This window comes from Bradyrhizobium sp. JR3.5 (assembly GCF_054057015.1).
This window is the reverse complement of record NZ_JBSRYV010000002.1, coordinates 5052176-5073924: the sequence shown is the minus strand read 5'-3', so window position 1 is coordinate 5073924 and position 21749 is coordinate 5052176. Positions and strand designations below refer to the sequence as shown.

The 21749-nt window shown below is 58.8% G+C and carries 18 protein-coding genes and 4 pseudogenes; 6 read left to right on the top strand and 16 right to left on the bottom strand.

From position 1 onward, the window contains the following. Nucleotides 1–18: 18 nt before the first annotated feature. The 6 genes and pseudogenes from ACVWW1_RS41320 to ACVWW1_RS41295 form a co-directional block, all read right to left on the bottom strand. A pseudogene (locus ACVWW1_RS41320) lies at nucleotides 19–868 on the bottom strand (carbohydrate ABC transporter permease). Beyond that, the gene (locus tag ACVWW1_RS41315) at nucleotides 865–1677 is read right to left on the bottom strand and encodes a carbohydrate ABC transporter permease (protein ID WP_456660796.1); all 813 of its coding nucleotides are present in this window, start codon (nucleotides 1675–1677) and stop codon (nucleotides 865–867) included. Before ACVWW1_RS41315 ends, ACVWW1_RS41320 begins: the two are co-directional and overlap by 4 nt. 158 nt (nucleotides 1678–1835) lie before the next feature. Continuing rightward, a complete protein-coding gene (locus ACVWW1_RS41310; RefSeq protein ID WP_456659856.1) occupies nucleotides 1836–3014 on the bottom strand; it encodes an ABC transporter ATP-binding protein in 1179 nt (392 codons plus the stop codon). Nucleotides 3015–4013: 999 nt separating this feature from the next. Next, on the bottom strand, nucleotides 4014–5498 hold the full coding sequence (locus ACVWW1_RS41305) for an alkaline phosphatase family protein (RefSeq protein WP_456659855.1): 1485 nt from the start codon (nucleotides 5496–5498) through the stop codon (nucleotides 4014–4016). Next, nucleotides 5498–6187, bottom strand: a complete 690-nt coding sequence (locus ACVWW1_RS41300) for an aminotransferase class I/II-fold pyridoxal phosphate-dependent enzyme (RefSeq protein WP_456659854.1) — start codon at nucleotides 6185–6187, stop codon at nucleotides 5498–5500. The genes ACVWW1_RS41305 and ACVWW1_RS41300 overlap by 1 nt, the downstream gene beginning before the upstream one ends. Next, entirely contained in the window at nucleotides 6084–6644 is a 561-nt protein-coding gene (locus ACVWW1_RS41295; RefSeq protein WP_456659853.1) for an aminotransferase class I/II-fold pyridoxal phosphate-dependent enzyme, read from the bottom strand. The genes ACVWW1_RS41300 and ACVWW1_RS41295 overlap by 104 nt, the downstream gene beginning before the upstream one ends. A 763-nt stretch (nucleotides 6645–7407) precedes the next feature. Here ACVWW1_RS41295 and ACVWW1_RS41290 point away from each other — a divergent pair. Further along, a pseudogene (locus tag ACVWW1_RS41290) lies at nucleotides 7408–7737 on the top strand (transposase); the annotation flags it as partial. A gap of 489 nt (nucleotides 7738–8226) precedes the next feature. Here the strand turns inward: ACVWW1_RS41290 and ACVWW1_RS41285 are convergent. Beyond that, the gene (locus tag ACVWW1_RS41285; protein WP_456659852.1) at nucleotides 8227–8802 is read right to left on the bottom strand and encodes a hypothetical protein; all 576 of its coding nucleotides are present in this window, start codon (nucleotides 8800–8802) and stop codon (nucleotides 8227–8229) included. Between the two features lie 66 nt (nucleotides 8803–8868). Continuing rightward, nucleotides 8869–9180 (bottom strand): hypothetical protein, encoded by a 312-nt coding sequence (locus ACVWW1_RS41280; protein WP_456659851.1) that lies wholly within the window; start codon nucleotides 9178–9180, stop codon nucleotides 8869–8871. Between the two features lie 30 nt (nucleotides 9181–9210). Between ACVWW1_RS41280 and ACVWW1_RS41275 the strand changes: the two genes are divergently transcribed. After that, complete coding sequence (locus tag ACVWW1_RS41275; RefSeq protein ID WP_456659850.1) at nucleotides 9211–10284, top strand: IS630 family transposase; 1074 nt, start codon at nucleotides 9211–9213, stop codon at nucleotides 10282–10284. A gap of 279 nt (nucleotides 10285–10563) precedes the next feature. Here the strand turns inward: ACVWW1_RS41275 and ACVWW1_RS41270 are convergent, their stop codons facing one another. The 5 genes from ACVWW1_RS41270 to ACVWW1_RS41250 form a co-directional block, all read right to left on the bottom strand. Further along, entirely contained in the window at nucleotides 10564–10761 is a 198-nt protein-coding gene (locus ACVWW1_RS41270; RefSeq protein ID WP_456659849.1) for a hypothetical protein, read from the bottom strand. Further along, nucleotides 10758–11027 (bottom strand): hypothetical protein, encoded by a 270-nt coding sequence (locus ACVWW1_RS41265; RefSeq protein WP_456659848.1) that lies wholly within the window; start codon nucleotides 11025–11027, stop codon nucleotides 10758–10760. The genes ACVWW1_RS41270 and ACVWW1_RS41265 overlap by 4 nt, the downstream gene beginning before the upstream one ends. 444 nt (nucleotides 11028–11471) lie before the next feature. Then, nucleotides 11472–13022 carry a hypothetical protein gene (locus ACVWW1_RS41260; RefSeq protein ID WP_456659847.1) on the bottom strand — a complete coding sequence of 517 codons (1551 nt, stop codon included), beginning with the start codon at nucleotides 13020–13022 and terminating at the stop codon, nucleotides 11472–11474. Further along, complete coding sequence (locus ACVWW1_RS41255; RefSeq protein ID WP_456659846.1) at nucleotides 12970–15000, bottom strand: NACHT domain-containing protein; 2031 nt, start codon at nucleotides 14998–15000, stop codon at nucleotides 12970–12972. The genes ACVWW1_RS41260 and ACVWW1_RS41255 overlap by 53 nt, the downstream gene beginning before the upstream one ends. Nucleotides 15001–15107: 107 nt before the next feature. Continuing rightward, the gene (locus ACVWW1_RS41250) at nucleotides 15108–15581 is read right to left on the bottom strand and encodes a hypothetical protein (protein ID WP_456659845.1); all 474 of its coding nucleotides are present in this window, start codon (nucleotides 15579–15581) and stop codon (nucleotides 15108–15110) included. Nucleotides 15582–16256: 675 nt separating this feature from the next. On the opposite strand from ACVWW1_RS41250, the gene ACVWW1_RS41245 reads away from it, so the two are divergent. Continuing rightward, a complete protein-coding gene (locus ACVWW1_RS41245; protein ID WP_456659844.1) occupies nucleotides 16257–16496 on the top strand; it encodes a hypothetical protein in 240 nt (79 codons plus the stop codon). 41 nt (nucleotides 16497–16537) lie between these two features. Here ACVWW1_RS41245 and ACVWW1_RS41240 read toward each other — a convergent pair whose 3' ends face one another. Both ACVWW1_RS41240 and ACVWW1_RS41235 read right to left on the bottom strand, forming a co-directional pair. After that, nucleotides 16538–16915 carry a hypothetical protein gene (locus tag ACVWW1_RS41240; RefSeq protein WP_456659843.1) on the bottom strand — a complete coding sequence of 126 codons (378 nt, stop codon included), beginning with the start codon at nucleotides 16913–16915 and terminating at the stop codon, nucleotides 16538–16540. Nucleotides 16916–17264: 349 nt separating this feature from the next. After that, nucleotides 17265–17477: a hypothetical protein gene (locus ACVWW1_RS41235; RefSeq protein WP_429034012.1), complete on the bottom strand. Its 213-nt coding sequence runs from the start codon at nucleotides 17475–17477 to the stop codon at nucleotides 17265–17267. Nucleotides 17478–18232: 755 nt separating this feature from the next. On the opposite strand from ACVWW1_RS41235, the gene ACVWW1_RS41230 reads away from it, so the two are divergent. The 3 genes and pseudogenes from ACVWW1_RS41230 to ACVWW1_RS41220 form a co-directional block, all read left to right on the top strand. Next, nucleotides 18233–18616, top strand: a complete 384-nt coding sequence (locus ACVWW1_RS41230) for a hypothetical protein (protein ID WP_456660860.1) — start codon at nucleotides 18233–18235, stop codon at nucleotides 18614–18616. Next, nucleotides 18616–19749 (top strand): glucose-1-phosphate cytidylyltransferase, encoded by a 1134-nt coding sequence (gene rfbF, locus ACVWW1_RS41225; RefSeq protein WP_456660795.1) that lies wholly within the window; start codon nucleotides 18616–18618, stop codon nucleotides 19747–19749. Before ACVWW1_RS41230 ends, rfbF begins: the two co-directional genes overlap by 1 nt. Then, nucleotides 19631–19927 (top strand): annotated as a pseudogene (locus tag ACVWW1_RS41220) (UDP binding domain-containing protein); the annotation flags it as partial. The gene rfbF and the pseudogene ACVWW1_RS41220, both read left to right, overlap by 119 nt. A gap of 423 nt (nucleotides 19928–20350) precedes the next feature. On the opposite strand, the pseudogene ACVWW1_RS41215 reads toward ACVWW1_RS41220, so the two are convergent. Next, a pseudogene (locus tag ACVWW1_RS41215) lies at nucleotides 20351–21427 on the bottom strand (IS630 family transposase). Nucleotides 21428–21749: the final 322 nt, after the last annotated feature.

Genomic DNA, 21749 nt, shown 5'->3' with positions numbered 1-21749 from the left:
TCAGCGAGGCTTTTTCTGTTACTTGATTGCCCCTTCCGCCAAACCTTCGACGAACCAACGCTGTGCGGCGAGGAAGGCGACGATGAGGGGCAGGACGACGAGTGTTGCTGCGGCCATGAGCGGGCCGTAGTCGGTGCCGGCCTCCTCGCTCTTGAAGGCCATGATGCCGAGCGGCGGCGGCATCAGTGATTGATCGTGCACCGCGATCAGCGGCCAGAACAGATCGTTCCAATGCGAGACGATCGAGAAAGTTGCGAAGGCGATCACGGCGGGCAATGCCATTGGCACCATGATTGTCCACACGATTGCAATTTCGGACAGACCATCGAGCCGCGCGGCGTGGACCACGTCATCAGGAATGGTCTTAAAGAACTGCCGGAACAGGAAGATGCCGAACGGCGAGACCACATAGGGCAAGACGAGCGCCGCATAGGTATTGAGGACGCCGAGCTGATAACCGAGGATGAAGAGCGGCAGCGAAAGCACCTGATGCGGCAGGAGGAGGCCGATCAGCACCAGGCCGAAGAGCGCACCACGACCGGGAAAGCGGAGCTTGGCGAGCGCGTAGGCGCACGGGGCACAGACAAGGATTTGCAGTGCCAGGATCAACGCGGAGACGATGAAGCCGTTACCCAGGTAGCGCGGAAGCGGCGCCTGGGTCAGCGCCTTTGTGTAGTTCTCGAGCCCGTAGAACTGGGCGGGCCAGAAGGAAAAGCTGGTCCGGAAGATCTCGCCACGGCGGCTTGATTGACAGCGACACCATCCAGACGAAAGGCACGAGGATGAGCGCGCCGGTGGCGAGCAGAGCGGCATGCCGGAAGACCGCGGCCGGCGACAACAGGCAAGTGCGAAGCGCTCTGGTGCTCATTGGTAGTGCACCTTCCTGTCCATGAGGTGGGCCTGAACGAGGGTGAGGGTCACGACGATGGCCAGAAAGACGACGGCGATTGCGGCGCCATATCCGGTGCGCAGATACTCGAAACTCTCGCGATACAGCGTGTAGAGCAGCATTTCGGAGGCGTGACCCGGGCCGCCTTGCGTAAGCACTTTTACGGTGTCGAAGGAAGCGAACGCCCTCAGCGCCACAACGATGACAACGAACATCGAGACCGGGCCGAGCATCGGCAGCGTGACGGTGCGCAGGCGGTCCAGCCACAGGTCCGCACCGTCGACGTCGGCCGCATCGTAGATGTCCTGGGGGATGCTCTTGAGGCCCGCCAGGAACAGCACCATTGCGAAGCCGAGATTCTGCCATATGCCTATCGCGGCGAGCGCCGTCAGAACGGTGTGCTCGTCGCGCAGCCAGTTGGGGGCCGGCAGGCCGATTGCAGACAATGTCTGGTTGACAAGACCGATCGTCGGATGCAGCAGCGCCTCCCAGGCGATCGCCATGGCCGACATCGTCGCCATAAAGGGCAAAAAGTGAACGGCGCGGTACAGGGAGCGGCAGGACTTGCCGCTTTCGATCAGGAGAGCGATCAGAAGACCGAGGCTGACAGTGCCCGGCACGACGATCAGCACGTAGATGACGGTATTGCGAAGCGAGGTCCTAAATCCCTCGTCGGCAATGACCTCGCGGAAGTTGTCGAGTCCGACGAAGGATAGCTTCGGCGCGCCGAACTGCCAGTCGGTGAGCGCGATGACAAAGACGCCGATCACGGGCAGGCAGAAGAGCATGAGCAGAAAGAAGACTGCCGGCCCGGCCAAGATCCAAGCCGCCAGGGCTTCGCGAAGGCCACGACTGCGCGCCCGGGAGGCGGCGGGAGATCGAAATGTTTGAGCACCACAGGCCGAGGAGAGTTCGCCGCAGGCGCCAGAAATCGCACGAGGCCCTCTCATCGAGCGACCTCCCGGAGCGGCGTGACCAATGCCCGGCTGGATTCCACTTGCCCGCGCAAACGCCGTCCATCGCGGGTAAAGAGAAGCACCCGGTCCGGCCTGACGCCGACATGCAAGGTCTGTCCGGAGGCGATACGAGGCGCGCATTCGGCAGGAAGCCTCGCCACCAGCGGCTGGTCGGGGCCCGCCAAATCGAGATGGACGAACAGATCGGAGCCCATATGTTCGATCATGCGAACCGAACCGGTCAGCGCGCCCTGCCCGCCCTGGTCTGCGAGATGAAAAGCCTCGGAGCGGATTCCGAGGCTGAGATGCATACCGGGGAGTGCAGCCGCATCGATCTTGAGTGTCGATCCGGCCACGTCGATCAGGCCGCGTTCGCGCATCGCGCCGTCGAGTATGTTGATCTTGGGCGAGCCGATGAATTCTGCGACGCGTCGATCGTCAGGATCGCCATAGATGTCCTGCGGCGGAGCGACCTGCAGCAACTCGCCGTCGAGCATCACCGCGACCCGGTCGGACAGCGTCATGGCCTCGGCCTGATCATGGGTGACGTAGACGAAGGTGCTACCGAGACGCTGGTGCAGTTCCTTGATCTCGGCGCGCATCTGCACACGCAGCTTAGCGTCGAGGTTGGACAGCGGCTCGTCCATCAGAAAGACAGCCGGATGGCGCACCATTGCCCGGCCGACCGCCACGCGCTGGCGCTGGCCGCCGGAGAGCTGCCCCGGTTTGCGGGTCAGCAGATGGCCGATGCCTAGCGACTTGGCGGTACGGGTGACTTCGACGTCGATTTCGGCAGCGGTCCGCGCCCTTCCTGGAAGCAGGCAGCCGACAAAGAGAAGCCTCTGGATGGCCGTGAGCTGCCGCATCCGCAGCGGCAGTGCAATGTTGGAAGCGACCGTCATATGCGGATAGAGGGCGTAGGACTGGAACACCATCGCCACGTCCCGCCGCTTCGGCCTGAGGCCGTCGACCACCCGTCCGCCGATCAAAATCGACCCTGCATCCTGCGCCTCGAGCCCTGCCAGCACGCGCAAGAGCGTTGACTTCCCACACCCCGAGGGTCCGAGCAGCGTCAAGAACTCACCGTCCGCTATCGACAGTGAGACATCACGCAAGACGGGCGTCGGGCCATAGTTCTTAACGATCCTGTCAATCAATACAGATGCCATCGCCGTCACTCCCCCATCATGAAGCGTTGCTGAGCACGGCAATGAGATCGCCTATCCCGTTTGGACGTGTCCGCTGTTATGCGGGACCTTTAAAAGATCGGGCTGCTACAGCCGGATGACGAACATCGAATAATTCGATGTGAGGTTGCGCGTATACGATGCCGTCTGGTGTTTGGTAAGAGAATGTGTCGAAGGAGCAACGCGTAAAGCGGTGAAGGCCTTGGTGGAGATCGCAATCGAACAAGGCGCGACACGTATCGTCAGGCCATAGCTCGCGACGCTGGAAATCTACCTCGGCCAAATGCAGTCCGAGCGCGCGGCGACAACAGCGAATTGACCGTACATCGGCCGGCGCTTCGCTGCCCCCTCGCCTAGCCAAGGGAAAGTGACTCTGTGGCCCCCTTGGTGCACGCGTCCGCACGACAAAACGGAAGCGAAGCGAACGCCCGTGCAGAGCTCTCACGACCGACGTCTAAACTCATTTCGAACCTTCCGGCACTCATGCGACATGGGCAGGAGCCGTGATTCGTCAGCTCAACGTCCCTGCGCTCGATGCCTACTCAGCGTCGACATGCCGATCACGCGCCAACTTATGCTGTCGCGCTTCTGGTCCTTTGGACATCGATAATGATCAACCGGTCTGCGTCGGTGCCACAACGCCGCTGGCCTGGCCTTCCCGTGCTACGCACCATCCGGCTGCCAGCGGCAGCTTGCAGGCGAGATGTGCTTCCAGCGGCTGCATAACACGAACCTGAAGAGACCGGCGACATCCAAGGCATGGCTTCGCGCCGTCTGCGACAATTAGACGGATACGCTGACCTCAACTGAGTTCCAGAGGACAGCGCCTTGGCGTAGCGTTGCCAACAGCTCAAGGCCACTATCGCCCGTCCTGCTCCTGTTGATCGCATTGATCCATTGCTCAACGAATGAGGGCAGGGTCAGACACATTCACATGATCCGCGATGGGCGCTTGGCGTTGACCCCATGCGGCCCGGTACTTCAACAAAAATTCCAACCGCCGGCAATGTAACAGGCTGGGCCGACGTGCTCGCGCCGGAGCAACTGCGTGTAGTCTCCGAGACGCGTCTCGAAGCTCTCCTCGCGTACAGGAATATCGAAGGCCTCGGACGGCCGCAGCAGTTCATGGAGCACCCGTCCGCTCATCATATGCGGTGCATCAATGCCGAGCAGATAGAGAATTGTCGGTGCGATATCGCAAATCCCTGACGCAAGGAAAGATGCGCATCCGGCGTTCGGAAAAACTGATCCCGCGATGAGACCGACTGCTGCGAGCTCCTTCGGATGGAGCCCGCCGTGAAGGCCGAGACCCGCCCGGCGGTCGTTGTCATAGAAGGTGCCACCTACGAGGCCGAACGGGTCAACGGTATCGTCGGCGCGGAAGCAAAACGCGACGTCCGGCGCACGGGGATGATCCGCGAAAACCAGGCGGTTTGAGAGGCTCCCGGCGGCGATGCCATTGACGTCGTCCTTCGCATGCGTGAACACCGGCCCGCACCATGGCTCGGATGTAAGGGCCGCAACCAGCCGCGCGACGTTCGCCTGATCCGGATCAGCAAGATAGAGAGCGCCCACCTGGCCTGGCACCACCACCACATCAACATCGGGAGACGGCGCCGTGCCGGGGTTGAACCCTGCCGCACGCAGGCTGTTGGCAACTGAGACACGCGTATGGCCGGTGATATGGCCGTGGTCCGAGATCGCGAAAATCTGAACCCCAGCCCGCTTTCCTTCGGCCTCCCACCAGTCGAGCACACGACCAAACTGGCGGTCGCAATGAGCAATGATGGAGCGCGTCGCTCCGGCACCCGTGCCGTGGAAATGCGAGGTGACGTCCGGCTCGCCATAGGAAAGGATCGTGACCTCGGGACGATATTTCGGCCAAACAACATCGAGAAAGGCGGACGTAATCCACTCCTGTCCGGTGCGATCCGGCTCGATTTTGGGCGGAGCTGGAGGTAACGGACCGACACGGGTTTCGATTTCGGTGAGCACATCGCCCGGCGTACAGGCCTCGCGAAAATGACCGGACAGACGAACATGGCCGAAATCCTCGGCCTTGTGGTGGAACAGCCGGGTGGTACCCGGCGTATTGGTGGCGAGGACCGCGAGGCTCCGCCTGTTCCCCGCCAAGATCTCGCCGAGCGATGGCGCCGAATAAAGCCGGCCGCCGCTCTCGACATCGAGCCGGCGGAGCAGAACCGCATCGGACGTGTCGATGTAGCGCGGCGGGGTCACGGCTCGATCGAGGTATTTGTTGCCGACCATGCCATGCCGGTTGGTCGTGGCGCCGGTGACAAGGCTCGGGAAAGCGGATCGGGTTTCGCTCGGATAGACGGTGCGATGCTTCGCCAGCGTCACCCCGGCCGCCTTCATGCGCCAAAGATGAGGGGTCAATTCCGGGCCAATCAGGTCCGGGCGCAAGCCATCAAAGCTTACAACAATGAAACGGTGATCGCGATACATCAGCGAACGCCCGCCATACATCCTGAACCCCGGGCAGCTTGGAGCAAACCTCCCACCACGGCCATCGCCGCCTCCAACTCATCGCGGCTCTCGGGGCTGCCGATGACAAGACGGACATGGTTTAGAGACAACGTCGGATCAGATGCAAAAATCCGCCCAGGCCGGATGGTCACGTGTCTTGAAGCGCATTGCGCAACCAGTTCGTCCTGATCGATGATCCCCTTAAGATCGACCCAAAGAAAGAGCGCATCTGGCCTGGTCCGAAATGGGATGCCAGTGAGCCATTGCGTGGCAATCCTCTGTCTGGCGACCGCTTCTTCTCTGACGCCGGCTACGATCTTTTCCATCGAACCATTGGCGAGCCAGAAGTTCACCAGTTCGACAGAGAAAGACGCGGGAAACCAGGTCGACATACCGTAGAAGCGGTCTAGCGTTGTTTGCGCCGCCTTTCCATGAGGCGCCACGAGGTAGCCAACCCGAACACCGGGGCCGACGCATTTGGCAAAACTGGTGATATGCCATGTTAACTCAGGCGCCAACGCCCCAAAGGGAGCTGGAACACTCGCCGGGAGCACTCCATACACATCATCTTCGATGATGCGCACTCCATATCGCCTTGCGATTTGAACGATCTGTTGCCGCCGCTCGAGCGACATGACAATCGTCGTCGGGTTGTGGACCGTCGGCATCAGAAAAAGTGCTTTGGGCGCGAACTTGCGGCATGCCGTCTCTAATGCCCTCAGGTTCGGCGCCATCGTCATCCATCGCTATTGTTTCGGTCCGGATGCCCTGAAGATGCGCATGTTTCCGAAAACCGTAGTAGGTGAGTGCTTCCGTCAGGATCGTATCGCCCGGCGCGGCGACAGACGCGAGGGCAAGAACCATCGCGTTCTGGGCACCATTGGTGAGGATGATCCGTTCCGGATCCACAGCCGTTTCGAAGCGCGAGGCCAGCCAGTTCGCCGCATAGACTTTGTCCGCTTCCGTTCCAGAAAACCGATGCTGTCTTACACCGTTTTGGATCTCCGTTGAGTCACTGAGTGCACGCAGGCCCTCTTTGACTGTCTCTTTCAGGTTCGCGGACGCCGGTGGAGTTGACCGTTCAAGGCTAATAGGCGCCGTTCGGGTCTGATTATCTCTAGACATGTGGTCATTCCATCGTTTGTGATTGCATCTGTCGTGATATGACGCTCAAGGGGATCACTCGTGCAGTGCATCCGCGGACGTGCCGCGAATGACCTCCGGCGAACAGCACCGTCGGTCACCATCTTCCTCAGTCACCATGAACGATTTGCAGATGAGTTCGCTCGTCGATCCGGGGCCCGGCGTGGAGCTCATGAGAGGCTCAGAGAGAGCCCCAGACATCGCGATCCGGTGCGACACCCTCAACGGAGCGCTCGCATTCACGGTCCGCAACCGCTTCGGCAGCACCTCATAGCGTGACCGGGCCCTCGCTGGGTCCACACTTTCACGGCGCCCAGAGACACGAATGCCTGCGCCGCGACGTGTGACGACGAAAAAGGAGGCCGACCCGGGTACGGGCAGGATGAGGAGTGCAGTCGATATCCCGATGGCCCCTGACATCAGAAGATCACGATCCGAGATCGCCAGCTGAAGAGCTGCGCGAGCTGCGTGGTCAGATGCTGTCAACGAATTCGGATTCCAAATCGGTTCTTCCATATCGTCATGCAAACTCGCGGCGAACGCGACCTAGATCGCTTCTCTCGTTCCATCGGCCGCCGATGACTAGGAGCTTCAAAACCCGGACCGCTACAGTTGGATGACAGTCAGTGAATAATTCGATGTGAACAACGTAATATGCGATTAATATTCCAGAAGGGATGTCGAGCTGGAGCTCAATGCTATGGACGCCTTCGGAGAGATTGCCCACGAAGAGGGCGCGCCACGGCGTGAGGGTACGGCAGAACGCTTGTCTTCGCGCTTTGCTCGTGTGCGCGTCCGTCCGGCACATCGAGATTACTGGCTCGCCGAAAGCCGGCCGGAGGAATGGCTGCTGATCGAATGGCCAGAGGGCGAGGCAGCACCGACCAAATATTGGTTTTCTACGCTTCCGGCCAACATTGGGTTTCGTCAGCTGGTCGATATCACCAAGCTGCGCTGGCGCATTGAGCGCGACTACCACGAACTCAAACAGGAGGTCGGGCTTGGCCACTTCGAGGGGCGGGGTTGGCGCGGCTTCCACCATCACGCAACGCTGTGCATCGCCGCTTATGGATTTCCTGGTCTCGGAGCGAGAAACGATTTCCCCCTCAGCAACAGCCGCCACCAAAATCTTCAAGCAAGCTACTATTCCCGAAAATTATCGGTCGAGGGGATCCGCCATAAGTGAGGAATACCATTACTACGGTTACATTGCCTCAGACGTGAGGCTATCAAGCATCCGCTGGAATGACAACGAAAGTGTTTTCGAAAGTGATATCGACCAGGAACTTCAGAAGCTGCTTGCCAAGCGCGCGGATGACAACGGCAGCAAGCGGCCAGACATTGCTCTGTTCAGCAAAGAAGGTTCAGCCATCATCGTCGAATTCAAGGCCCCGGGAGTATCGATGGACGGGCATGTCGGCGACCTTTCAGAGTACGCTCATTTGCTCGCGGCGAAGTCAGGAGGCCGGCTGAGGAGATTTTATGGATATCTCATCGGCGACACTGTCAATCCACTGCGTCTGAGCGGAACTTGGACTCCGTTTTCAGTCGGCCTGGGATGGTTTCAATCGAGCGCCGTTTTGGACCCTCGCACTCCGCAGCGTTGGGTGAGACCTATTTTGAACTGCTCCACTTCGGTGACGTCATTGAGCGAGCGAAGAAGCGGATTGGCGTATACCAGGACAAACTCAAGCTGGAGAAATGATTTGCCCGGCTCTGCTGTGATTTTGTTTACCTCAGCCGGAATGAACTCCCTCGCTCGGAAGCCTCGTGTCAGCCGGTTCCTGGCAGGACTCCTGGCAATCTCGTCAAACGGAACTTCACCTATCGGATTGGGCAGCGTATGCGGCTTGGTGAACCAATGGACCCCGCCGCTTTGCTCGCGGCTTCCTAACAGGCAATCGCCAGCGTGCAGAACGAGCGCCGCCCCTGCGTTCGCTATAAGAGCGAGCACGTAGCTCGCGCTGTCCCGTGGAAATCGCAGAGATAAACTGCGATGAGTGCGACGCAATTGCGCGCTGAGGCTTTCTGGCGTTGCGGCTTCGTCTGTGGCGACATACCAGTCTACGACATCGCGGATAATCTGGCGGGCAGGGTCATCGCTTGTTGGCCAGAGGTTGAACCGTCGAGAAGGAGACATAACACGGCATCGGCGCGCACTCCGACTCCCCCGCAATCCCGGTTATCGCGCGTCCTCTTTCCTTGCTCACTGCGCCAGTTGATCTCCATTCCCCTCTCGCTCGCCAGCATCGCTCTGGCTTATGGTGACAAAGCGCTCTCGTACAATATCGACCCGGCCTTCAGGTCCCTTGATATTGCCTTCGAGAAAATGATCAAGTTCCTCATGACCTAAGGGCGCTTTGAACTTCTCTGCAATGTAGCAGCGAACATCATCGTCTGCGTTTTGGATTTCCAGCCACGAGTTCCTCTCGCCCGTCAACGACGAGAAGGATATCCTCGATGTCACGGCTGCTAGTGTTCTGTCACTGACATTTGAATCCCAACTTGTCGCGAACATGATTCACTCGCGGCATGGGAAATGACTTGATTGTACTTGATCGCAAGGTTCGCAGGGGAACTGGAGCATCTGCTCACCGATGGAAACACGGCTCAGAAGATCGCTAAGCGAGCGAGGATCGTGCTGATGACGGCGGACGGACATGGTGTCGTGGCGATTATGCGTGAGGTCGGGGTTTCGAAGACCACCGTCTGGCGCTGGCAGGACTATTTTGCGGAGGCCGGCATCGGTGGTCTGGTCAAGGGCCGCTCCAAGCCGCCTGGCCGAAAGCCACTCAGCGCTGCCATGAAGCTCAAGGTCGTCGAGAAGACCGTGAAGGAACGCCCCGCCAATGCCACGCACTGGAGCGTGCGATCGATGGCGGAAGAAATGGGCATCAGCCACACGAGCGTGCAGCGCATCTGGGCCGAACACGGCCTCAAGCCGCATCTCGTGCGCAGCTTCAAGATCTCCAACGATCCCGACTTCGTCGCGAAGGTCGAGGACATCGTCGGCCTGTACGTCGATCCGCCGGAGAAGGCGCTGGTGCTTTCCGTCGATGAGAAGAGCCAAATCCAGGCACTCGACCGCACGCAGCCGGGCTTGCCCTTGAAAAAGGGCCGTGCCGGCACAATGACCCATGATTACAAGCGCAACGGCACCACAACGCTCTTCGCCGCGCTCGATGTGGCGGCCGGTACGGTCATTGGCGAATGTCTGGCGCGCCATCGGGCAGACGAGTTCCTGTCGTTCCTGAAAACCATCGACCGCCAGACGCCCGCGCATCTCGATCTGCACCTGATCCTCGACAACTACGCCACCCACAAGACGCCGGCCGTTAAGCGCTGGTTGGCGCGACACAAACGCTTCACACTGCACTTCACGCCGACATCCTGTTCCTGGCTCAACCTCGTCGAGCGGCTGTTCGCCGAAATCACTCGCCAGCGCATCCGGCGAGGAACCTTCAACGACGTCACCGAACTCAAGACCACGATTGACGAGTGGATCGAGCATCGAAACCAAAACCCAAAGCCCTTCAAGTGGACCGCCAGCGCCAAATCCATCCTTGCAAAGCACCGCAGAGCCAAAAAAGCGCTCGCGATCGCTAAAGCCGGATGCAAATGAATGAGTCAGAACACTAGCAGATCATCGTTGCCGCGGCCGAGATATGTTTCAACTTTGTCGCCACGAACAGTTCCGGCGTGAGGCGCTTGATGTTCAGTGCCTCGCTCAGGGGACACGTGACCGCCGTCTCGATGCGTACCAGCTATTGCTAAAGCCGAGAATGCTTTGATCATCCGGCATGAAATCGACTTTGAGTTCGCCGAGCCGCATGCGGCAAATGACCTCGTCTTCCGGAGATTCCACGAACCCCTTCTGACGCAACTGGTCTTGCAGTTGAGCCTATTGCGCATGTCCAACGAGATCAACGATGAGATCCACGTCATCGGTTGTCCGAACGCCTTCGAGCACGATCTCGTCCGTCATGAAAAGGGCTGTTGTAGAACCGCCAACAAACACCAGCCGCGCGCGCAGTTCATCTCCCAGAGACTGCGCGACCGTTTGCAACATTTGAAGCAATTGGCCTTTGACGGTGGTCATTTTCTGAGAAGCCTTTCCGATAGACGCTCGGTCGCGAGCCCAGCCTCCCTTTGATTTCCAAGCCGGACACCGTCGATAAGGGCCAGATACTCATACAGACGATCGTCTTTTTGAACGGCCTGGGGTACGCTTTTGAACAGCGGGTCTACCGCCTGCCCCATGTCTTTGCCTTTGGCGTACGGCCAGGCGTAAATGTACTCTCCTGCGCTGATCAGAAGATTTTTAAGCGGGGCGGCCGCAAAGGCGGTGAGGATGCCCCGGGTCATCGCACCCGGTTTAGCCGGGAAAACGAACTTCAATCCGTGCACTACGAAATTATAGAGATTGCGGCGGTTGGGCTTTGCCTGGCCGGATTCCCGATCTTGACCGCAAGGCCCGACGAAACGCTCCGGTTGATCGAGGCATTGACCTCTGTCTTGCTGATACCAAGGGCTGATTCCAGGCTGCGTACTGAGTACGGGTCATCCTGATGCGCAGCCTCCCAGGATGCGCATCGCCCTCTTTTTTGGCCTGCTCAAGGTTCAGGAGCTTCAGCAATATAACAAGGTCTTGACTTTTCATATAGATTCGCTGCCGTCCATTGTCCTAGGACGAAGGACCAAGGACCATAAAGCGGCCTTCCAATCAAGGATAGAACGACTGCTTTGTGACGCCACGAACGACGGGAGGTCTATCGCACTTCCTAGTAGTACCTTCGATTTCTCGCCACTTCAAATGGTTGCTGCTTCAAGTCTGCCGTTGCCGGTCAGCCGAATTCGTACGCCCAACCGGCCCGCCAGCGTTTCTAACGAATCCATAACCGCTCCCTTGAGCGAGGCGGTAGCGCCCGTGTGGATTTCCAGCAATACATCGAGCGCAGTTTGCGTGCCGTGCGCGGCGATCATAGAGACGGCTCCGGATGCTCCGTTGTAAGAACATCGGGCGACCACTCTCTCGAGAAATGGAAGTGGCAGAAGACGCTGTCTTTCACGCAACGTCGTCAGTGCATGCCCAACATGTGTTGCCGTGTCAGAATCTAAAAGATCGATATCGCTCGAACCAAGCACCTGCTTCAATCTCCGTTCGATCGCCGACAAGGCGGCGTCGGATCCGAATCGCGCAAATCCCCCGGCCAAGTTTAGCCCGTCGATCGGGTCATAGTCTTCCATGACCGCCCACTCCTCCAACAGCGGCTGGAAGAGGTCAGCGCCCGGGTGCAGCGGCGCAGCATCGATGACCCCTCCCTCGAACACGTCCATTTGAAAAAGCGCTGTCATTCCAAGTACGATGCTGCTGGTCAATCGCGCCCTATCTGATGGAGAGAAAGTGCGTTCCTTGAGGCGTCGTATCAAGGTCTCGACCAGCGATCGGGACCGATGATGACCGAAGATCGCAATCGTCGCGCGGAGATCCTTGATCGGCAGCCGATCCGCTGCCGCGACCAAGGCGCACATCGAATCCGCGTCGCCATATCGTGCTGCAAAGATCGATAGTCGCCGGCGTAATTCGCCAGGAATGCCGTCTTCTTGAGCGAGAGTTCGACAGATTTCGGCCTTTTGTGCCGAGAGATGTCTACGCGGCAGATAGTCCAAAAGGTCAAGCTTCTCCTTCATCTCCAGGTCGGACCGCATCAAGGCGTCCCTCAGAGACGGGACCGGATCCTTCAGCTTCATGATGACTTCGATGGCGGCGGAGCGCGTGTGATATCCCGGCATTCCCAGCGCGGTCTTGACGAGCGGCATCGCTCGAGGGTCCACCGGCGTGGAACGAAGGCCGAAAGCTTCCAGACGCATGTAGATCGGCAAGCGCTCATCAAGCGCGACCGCCAGCAGACATTCGTCGGATAGCTGTGTCGGATCTAAATGGCCGATGAGCGAAGATATAGCCTCTAGGTCCTTTTCGGACGCACCGTCGCGACGGGCACGAGTGACATACATGTCGAGAGCTTCATTACCGAGCGCGATCACTGCAGGCTGCATCTCGGCAAGATTGAGTAGATGATCGATATCTCCGGCAAGAAAATCCGCGAGGATCGAACGGGTCAGATCCGGGGTTTTGATCTGTGCGACGATGGTCCCGGCCCCATGGTGCAGGAGCCAACGGTTGGACAACAACGCGCGCAATTCAGGAATCATTGGATCACAGAAGGCGGCAGCAATCAGCGCTCCGATTCGATCACGCAGCCGCCAAGCGGCTGAAGGCCATAGTCGACACAATCGTCGCGTGAGTTCAGTTTTCTGCGACGGCGTCACGCTCATACCATTCGCGGCACAGCGGGCCATGAGGCGCATCCCGGTACCGAATGCGTCGTCTTCCTGCGCCAGGAAGTTTGTGACCAGCGGAATCGGATGCGGATGCCGTTCGAGCACGAACTGCAACGTCTGTGCCCACGGCCTCTTCGATGCCGAGGACAGTCGCCCGGAGATTCCTTCCATGCGAAAATCCAGTATGTAACACGCAGCGAGGTATTCCTGGACCACAGGGAATGGACAACACGAAACGAGCGGGTCCACTCGGGCGGAGCACGCCGCATGTGATCAGCCTGTCTAGCGCGGGCTGCACGGACTGGCCTGCTCCGAGAGCGTTTCGAACTGAGGCCTCCAAACGCCGCACGTCCACGCCGATCTCTTCGCGCTCTAAAGAATCGTAAGCGATCAACTCTGCGATAGGCCGTAGCGCGGCCGGGTCGACCCCGGCATTGACCGCTCCCTTGAACTGCTCCGGACGGAACAGCAGGCCAAGATAAACCTCGAGCAACTCGGTCCGCTTCGACGGAAGTTCGCTCACTTCAAGACCCGAACAGAGCAGGATGGCGAGAAAAAGCGGGATGCGGGTCAGCCGCTCCAGATCGGGACGAGCTGTGAAGGCTTGCTGCAATCGTTCTCTAAAGCTGGCCTCGTTCGGGCGATAGAAGGAAATATACCTGCCGATATCGTTGGTATCCAACGCGTCCAATTCAACAAGCAATGCGTCCGTCGGCGCCGCCAGCGCCGCGGCGTCGCGAACAGTCAGAAGCCACGGCACGGCCGGATAGCGTAGGGAGAAAGTCTTGACACGCTCGAGCATGACGGCGCGACGGTCGATCGAGACTTCGTCTAGCCCGTCGAAGAAGAGCACCAGTAGCCCCGTTTCCGCGGCCCTGGTCCAATCAACGGAGACTTCGAACTCCGCATTGAGCTGATCCTGAAGAAAACGGCCGACGCCGCCTTCTTGCTTTGACAGTTCATGAATGGAGATGATCGCGGGAAGTAGTCCGCGCGCTGCCGCGGATTTGGCCAACGACAGGCTCAAGGTGCTCTTGCCGAATCCAGGGCCCGATACGACCACGACGCGGTCGAACCCGGCCGACGGAAAATTCGACAAGTCCACAGAGTCCGGCCGGATGCCATACCAGGGATTCGGTACCTCATCATCGAAGTCTGCGCGATGTGAACGATCGTACCGATGAGCGCGGGGCCAGATGAACGTTTCGTCGATTGGCTTGACGACGCCGGTACCGGGAACCTCAATCACGGCCTTGCCTGTCAAGACGGCGCGGTAGCTATCGGCACCCCATCCTTTGGGCTCGCCGATCACCACTCCCCCGCTCCTTAACCGCTCCAGGAGCCTTGCAGCCTCGAAGGTTCCCCGTACGATTGACGCCCCGCCGACCATGTCGCGGAGTAGAGCGAGCAACGACGAGGGATCCCGGTTTGAATCCGGCATCCATAACGGTGCATGATCACGCTCTATCAAGGCGTGAGAATAGACTTCCACATCGACGCGCGAAAGCAACGCGCGAATGTCGTCGGCGGTGACGGCGTAATCCGCGAGTGCGGTTTCGATCTTGGAGAACAGCGCGCGTTGCCCTTCGTTGAGCCGCTTCGTAATGTATTCTTCGTGGTCTACGGCGTCGGTTGTTCGGCGGCAGCATTCTTCCAGGTCCGCAGCTATTTTTGACGGCTCTCCAAAAGCCAAAAGCAGGCGATCCTCAAGTGCCGTCGCAGGCCGAGCCAGTTGCTCCCAGAACTGCTGCCATACGCGGTCCCAGGCGTCGGATGAAACGTCGATCGAACGCTTCGCCTGGATGTAGCGTCGCGATCCATCTCCAAGTAGCACCACAATGTCGTCGACGGCTTCAGGTGCTTCCACGCGCACATGCAAGACTCGATCCCGTCTTGCACGGGGCCGAAGGTCCACCATCCGGCCGAGATATAAGGCCGCTATCGTGTTCTGGAAGAAAATTCCGGCCTGATTGGCCGGTCCGCCTGCTTCCGCCATTCAGAATTGTTCCTTCCAATGTGGGCGATCGTTGCGGCGCTTCGCAATCGCCGGTCGTCATATTCCTTCGATGCGCAGCACGTCAGGAGCAAAGAACGGGACACTGATCACCGCTGAAGCGCTTCCACTTCTCGGGACTGTATCAGATCTAGAGGGCCAGCCATCAATTCACCCCAAGACGGCCATTTCACCTCTTCCTCGGCTACACAAATGGACAGTTCGCGTTGCCATCGCCCAAGGCCTCTCACTTCGAGGTCAAGCCGAATAAGCAGCCAGTTCTTAGAAGCGGCATCAGCGAGCAGTTCGATTCCGTAAATTCGCTCGACGCACATGAACGGCGCGTATTGGGGATTATCTAGAGGATCAATGTAGGGGATTGCGGCCTGGCGGATGACTTCCAATTTCAGAATTTGCTTGAACCAGGACGAACCTGCGAGCAGGCGAAAATATTCGGCGAAGCGCGTGCCAAAGTCCTGATGAAAGGGGCTTTCCCCTCTTTGACTCGAGAGGCATCTCTTTATCGTTTGTGGCAGTGCATCCACCCCGGCCACTTCAGCTATGCCGCCATCCTCCGTTGACATAAGATCATGATCCTCGGACAGGGCAAACTCCGTCGGGAGTTCAGCTACGCTGATTCGTGCGGCACTAGGAAGCCCCGGGCATGTTAGCGTGTAGCCCGCCGCCCGGCTCCTTGGCTGATGGACGGTGCCGCTCGTAGCACGCGCCCATCGCCGAACGACTTGACGAGGACGTAACGATCGGCGGCGTGGCGCCCCACCACGCAGGCGACGCCGATGCCGCCGGACCAGGCTTCGGAGATCGCCCGGTTGCGCCAGTCCGCCCTCTCACTCTAACGGGGGCGTTGCGGGGTTCTCCCCGCAGAAGGGGTCGGCCGAGACCCCCCGGGCTCGGGCGTAGAGGAAGGCTTTCCCCTCAAAGCGCATTTAAGGGCGGAATACGCGACATCCGTGCGTTCGGCGGCCTTGCCGCCTATCGCGACAAAGGCGGCCAGCGACGAACATGAAGCAGCGATCTTTCGAGCAGATGATCAGTGGCCTTCACGGCGAAGGAGACGCAATCCCGATAGTGGACATTCACCAAGTTCGGTGACGAACTTCAACGGCTACGGCGAACCTCAAATTTGCGGGCGTAGCTTCACCGATTTTTGTGCACACGAAATTCAGAGAGAAGTCCAGGTAATCAAGTAGATCTTCTGCGTTGAAGACGACATCGGTCATCCGTGCGATAGACCTGTGGTGATACACGTCATTTCGAGCATCACGAACCGTTTTGAATTTCCGCTTGAAGTGATCGAGCGAGAGGCGGTTTGGACCGCGCACGAATCGCGAAGAAAAGATGGACCAGTGATCTTCAATCAGACGCGCTATGTGACTAAGATCGCAGGTCTCGACAAACTGGAAACCATTCACAAATCCACCAACGAGATTTCGCTGAAATCGGTCTCCGTCGATGGCGTAGATGATCTCGCCGAGTGAGTGTGCAGCGTCGGATGGTATTGGCACATTTCCGATTTTCTTTACGGATCGAGCTTTGCTGCCATTTCGCAACTCATCATAAATCTTCCGCCACACCGCTGGTGATCGTAATGCCGCTCCAGTGTGACGGCCACGGTGGACCGAAAAGCGGTTTCGAACGAATGGAACAGCCCGAACAATTGGGCGTGTTCTGCCACCTTGCGGTTGTAAACCTGGAAAAGAGCTGGCCGCCATTCCCCAGCGATGCCTGGTCGTTTTCCTGCGGATCCATTCTTCAGCTCGACCAGAGCCGCTTCCATAAGGTAGGGACTGACCAAGGAGAGATCATTCTGAAAAACAGCAATTTGTCCCGGGGTCGGAGTGAACGGCAAATAGTTCTCGAAGAACTTAACCAAAAATTCATACGAGGTATCAGGCATTTAGTCTTTCAACGCTCTCGAAAATGGAACTTGACACCGCCAAGGGAGTTTGCGATACACGCAGCCCTCAGCACTCCGGGAGTGTTGTCGCGTCGGGGACATTCGCTGTCAAAAGCCACGACCTGAGTCTAAACAGCTATTTCTGTCCGAAAGGGCTCCCTAACGGGAGCCTTTTCCTTTTGTGGTCGGATTGTCAATCCGCGAGACCCGCACAGATTGTGCCGAACAGCACCGGCTCGCTAACCCTTAACGGATAAACGGCGCGGTTGAACATTTTGCCCCTGCTTAGCCGCTCACCAGTGTGAGTGCCCTACCGGCCGCCAACCGGCTTTTTCGTTCGGGCGATCAATCAGAAGGCGGCGAACGATTGTCCGCTGACCAGATGATGCCGCTCTAGGAATAGCGCCTGCGCCGCACGCTCGGCAGCGCGCGGAGAGCGAAACTCGCGACCTTCGAGACTGTTAAAGATCCGATCTGAGGACAAGAAGCGGTAGCCATGCTCGTCTGTCGCGACGATGCCCGCAGTACGGCTTTCGACTTCGATGATGTAGGCGTTGGACATGATGGTTCATTCGCCGACTTGCCAGCGCTCCTGTCTAAAGATGCGATCGGAATTGGTTTTAAGATGGGTTAGCGACAGGCGCCGGTTGCCGCAGAGAAGCAACGTCGTGCCATGCGTTTATGCGCTGGGCCGGTTGCCGGTGTTTGGGCCATTCTCATGCAGATAACCTTTGGCAGAGTAATCTCCGCAACGTCACTATCGAGCGCTCTGACGAGTCGGTCAGTGAAATGGTAATTTATATTTGGCGCGGCGACGCGCTTGCGCTTCCTCGAACGCGACAAGGATTGAAACAACACAACCCACCGGCGAGCAACAAGCCGCTGTTTCGGTCCATCGGACACATTTCCACAGTGATGATCCGAGCTCGTCGCCGTCGTCTGCCTGCTTGATGTATGAAGTCCTACCGGCCTCGCGAACGAAGCGTGAAGGTCTAACTAGAGAATGCGGTTCAAGTGTCGGGCCGCCACCTGCAAGGCTCTGACGAGCGCTAAAAAAGAACCACATGCCACTGTGTCCATGCGGTCCCGCATGTGAGGTACGGGCCCCCGCAACAGCCCCCCTGTTGGTCGGGACCGCAGAGTCGGCGAAGTGGCCAGCCAATACCTGATTCATCAGCCTATTCAGGTCTGGCTGCGACGGCGATGGATCCTACCAGTTCTAGGAGGAGATTGCGGGGCCAAAATCAACTAGAGATTTCTTGAGGCAACGACCATCCGGTCGCAGCCAGAGCCCAAGCTCGTAAAGTCGGTGCCCCATTGGTCGATCTCGCTGGCCTCGCGTGGAGCCTGCCGTATGTCCCCGAGACGCGGGCGCTCGGTCTACTATGGCTCGACGACAGGTTTGGGGGCAGCAACGCGGCCGCGGTGGAAGCGCGCGGACTTGAGAACTGCGCCGATCTGGCCAAAGCATGGGTACTGATTGAGCCGGATGGCCCGATCATCTTGACCAAGCCAGCGTCATGGCTTGCTTTGGGGCTGGGCAGGCGAACTACGTCGCCGCCGCTACGTTCGATCTCCCCGTCCTCGACGGGAGGTCTCCACATGCTCGGCAGTTTCTGTTCAAGCCCGTACGCCCCGTCGCGCTGGCGGAGCAATCCTGCCGTGAACTCAGGCGACAATGGCCGGAAGTGGAGCCAGTAGTGAAAGCTGTGATCCTCGCGGGCGGCCTCGGATCCCGAATCTCCGAGGAAACCCACCTTCGGCCCAAGCCCATGATCGAGATCGGCGGCAAGCCGATTCTGTGGCACATCCTCAAAATCTACTCGCACTATGGCATCAACGATTTCGTGATCTGCTGTGGCTATAAGGGTTATCTGATCAAGGAATACATCGCCAACTACTTCCTACACGTGTCGGATGTCACCGTCGACATGACAAAAAACCGTATGGAAGTCCACCAGCATCATGCCGAACCTTGGAAGGTGACGCTCGTCGATACCGGCGAGAAGACCATGACGGGTGGTCGGCTCAAGCGAGTTGCTAATTACCTGACGGATGAGGACGCCTTCTGCTTGACCTATGGCGATGGTGTGGGAGACATCGACATAACCGCATCGATCGCCTTCCACCATCGCCAGGGTACGCTCGCCACTCTAACCGCGACCTATCCGCCTAGCCGCTTCGGCGCCTTCAAAATTTGTGGTGATCACCCTGTCGCCAGCTTCAAGGAAAAACCTCGGGATGATGGGGAAATGATCAATGGTGGCTTCTTCGCCCGCACGGCCGAAATGATCAAGTACGCCAACAACGCAATTCTGGCCACCCAGATCTCCATCGTGAACGAGGTAGCAAATCTCTGCACTGCGGTAGGAGGAGTCGACGCCCTCGATGTCATGCGCGGAGTCCATCTCGACAAACGCTGGTCGCCGATCACTCCCTTGGGCCGCCTTGCTCCACAGATCCTGACTTATCTCGTTCCGGGCTGTGGGTTCGGCGGGCTTTCCAAAGGACGTACAGGCGCTGCGCACACAAGGCGAGAGCCTTGGCCTCCCGATGAACGTGCTGAATGCCGTTCTCGACGTGAACGCCGCGCAGCCGGGCCAGATCGTCTCTACCCTCGAGCGGAAGCTCGGAGCCTTGTTGGGCCGACGAACCCTCGTTCTCGGCCTTTCCTTCAAACCGAACACCGACGACGTCCGAGAATCCGCCTCGATCAAGATCGTTCGCGATCTTCTGCGGGCCGAAGCGGAAGTCAGGTGTTACGACCCGCTCGCGACGGAGAACTTCAAGCTCGCCATCGGGATCGCCGCGAACCGTATTCAGTTCTCGTCTGACTGGCGGCGCGAGGTCGAGTGGGCCGAGATAGTCATCATTGCGACACGGACACAGGAATACGGCGAACTCACCTCGTTGCGAGTCACCGGCAAGACGGTGTTCGACGCGCGTCGACTGATCAATCCAGCCGATGTAGCCCCGGCGGACTACCTTACCATTGGCCGCCGCCTGAATTGAGTCGGGCCATGATCTTCGAACTGACACCCATATCGAGAGCTTTTCTCGTCAGCCTCGAGCCTCGCGGCGTCGATCGCCGCTTTCTTCCCCGCATCTTCTGCGCCGAAAGGTTCGGCGCGCCCGCGGCCTGGCGACGGGGTTCCGCCAAATCAAGACTTCAGCGCTCGCACAGCGCTTCATCGAAAAGGTCGTGGGTGTGCTTGAGAAGGGTCAATCCAGTCATCCAGTCGTGTTGGCAGCGGCGGCCGGCTTGGCATGTTCTCGTAAACCCAAGCTTATCTTGCCGATGTGTCGCCACGGAGATCGTCACGGCCATTCCAGCAATCAACGCGACGCGCTCGCTTCTGTGTCGGGCCCATCTCGAATCCTTGTTAGCCGCGGGAAGGCCCATACCCATCCGCCGGAAGTCACTTATACCAATCCTCAAATTGATCGACCGATGTAGGCCCAATCGCGGCGCGCAATTGACATGATCTTCCACGGCTGATCGATGAGAGTGTTCCAGGCGTAACAGCAGTGATCGACGATGTTGTCATAGGATTTGAAGACGCGGTTTGACAGCCAATTCTGGCGCATGAACTGGCAGATATTCTCCTGGCTGTTTAACTCGGGCGAACGCGGCGGCAAGGGCATCAGCGAGATGTTGTACGGGACCTTCAGCTCCTTCGCTCCGTGCCACCCGGCCTGATCGAGGATGACGATGACGATGGCGTGGGCGCCAGGGCTGACCTTGCTGGCGATCTCGTTGAGATGAAGCTGCATGGCTTCGCTGTTGCAGAAGGGCAGAACCAGTGCCGCGCCGGTTTCCGAGCTCCGGGCACACGGCCCCGAACAGGTAGGTCGACTGCGTACGCTGGTTGTGAGCGGCCCGCGGCCGCGATCCCTTTCTAGCCCAGCGATAGGTGAGCTTGTTTCTTCTGCCCCACCCGCATCTCATCCTGGAACTACACCTCTACCGGCGTGTTCGGCGCAAGGCTGTTGCGGATTTCCTCCACGCGAGCGTGGAACTTTTTTAAATGCCTCAATCGCCTCGGGATCCTGCTTGTACGTTCTCGGCCGGGCGCTGACGTGTGAGAAGCCGAGGTCCTTGAGGGCTCGATAGACCGTATCGTCTGACACCGAGATGCCGAACTCCTCATACAGTCGCATGATCAGGTCACAGGCCCGCCAGCGCACCACGCCATGGATCGGCGGAGTCGGCCCTTCGTCCACGATCCGCGCCAGAAACGCCCGGTGTTTCGTGTTGAGCTTCGCCGGCGCACCTGGCGCGGGAATATTGATCAGACCGTCAGGCCCTTGCTCGTTGAATCTGATCACCCAGTCGCGAAGCGTCTGCCGGTCCATCCCGCCGACCTTGGCGGCCTCCGCCCGCGATGCGCCATCGAGCACGGCAGCGATCGCCAGAAGGCGCCGGACCTGATTGCTGTCCTTCGCTCGCCGCGCGAGCCGGCGCACCTCAACCGCTGCAAAATCCCTTCGAACCGCAATCGGCTGGCCCATGGCAACTCCCTCCAGTTGCCATGTTGAATCATCGATCCTCTGATTTGGGAATGCCGCCGTGAGTCAGCACCTCAGCGGATTGGTATTATACCCGGTGGACGAACTTGACGCGTGGGATCGAAAGAACCTTGTGATTTGTAATACATCGAAAGGACTGAACGCGAGCTAGCGTTGGGGCGGTTACGATCACGGAAAAGCATCCACTACCACCGCGTCCCAACATGGACTAATTAGGATGGACATTTCAGTGCTTACAGAACAATCCGATTCCGCACTCTAGCTCGCCCAGTTATAGGGCGATCATTTTCAATGCGGTGATTGC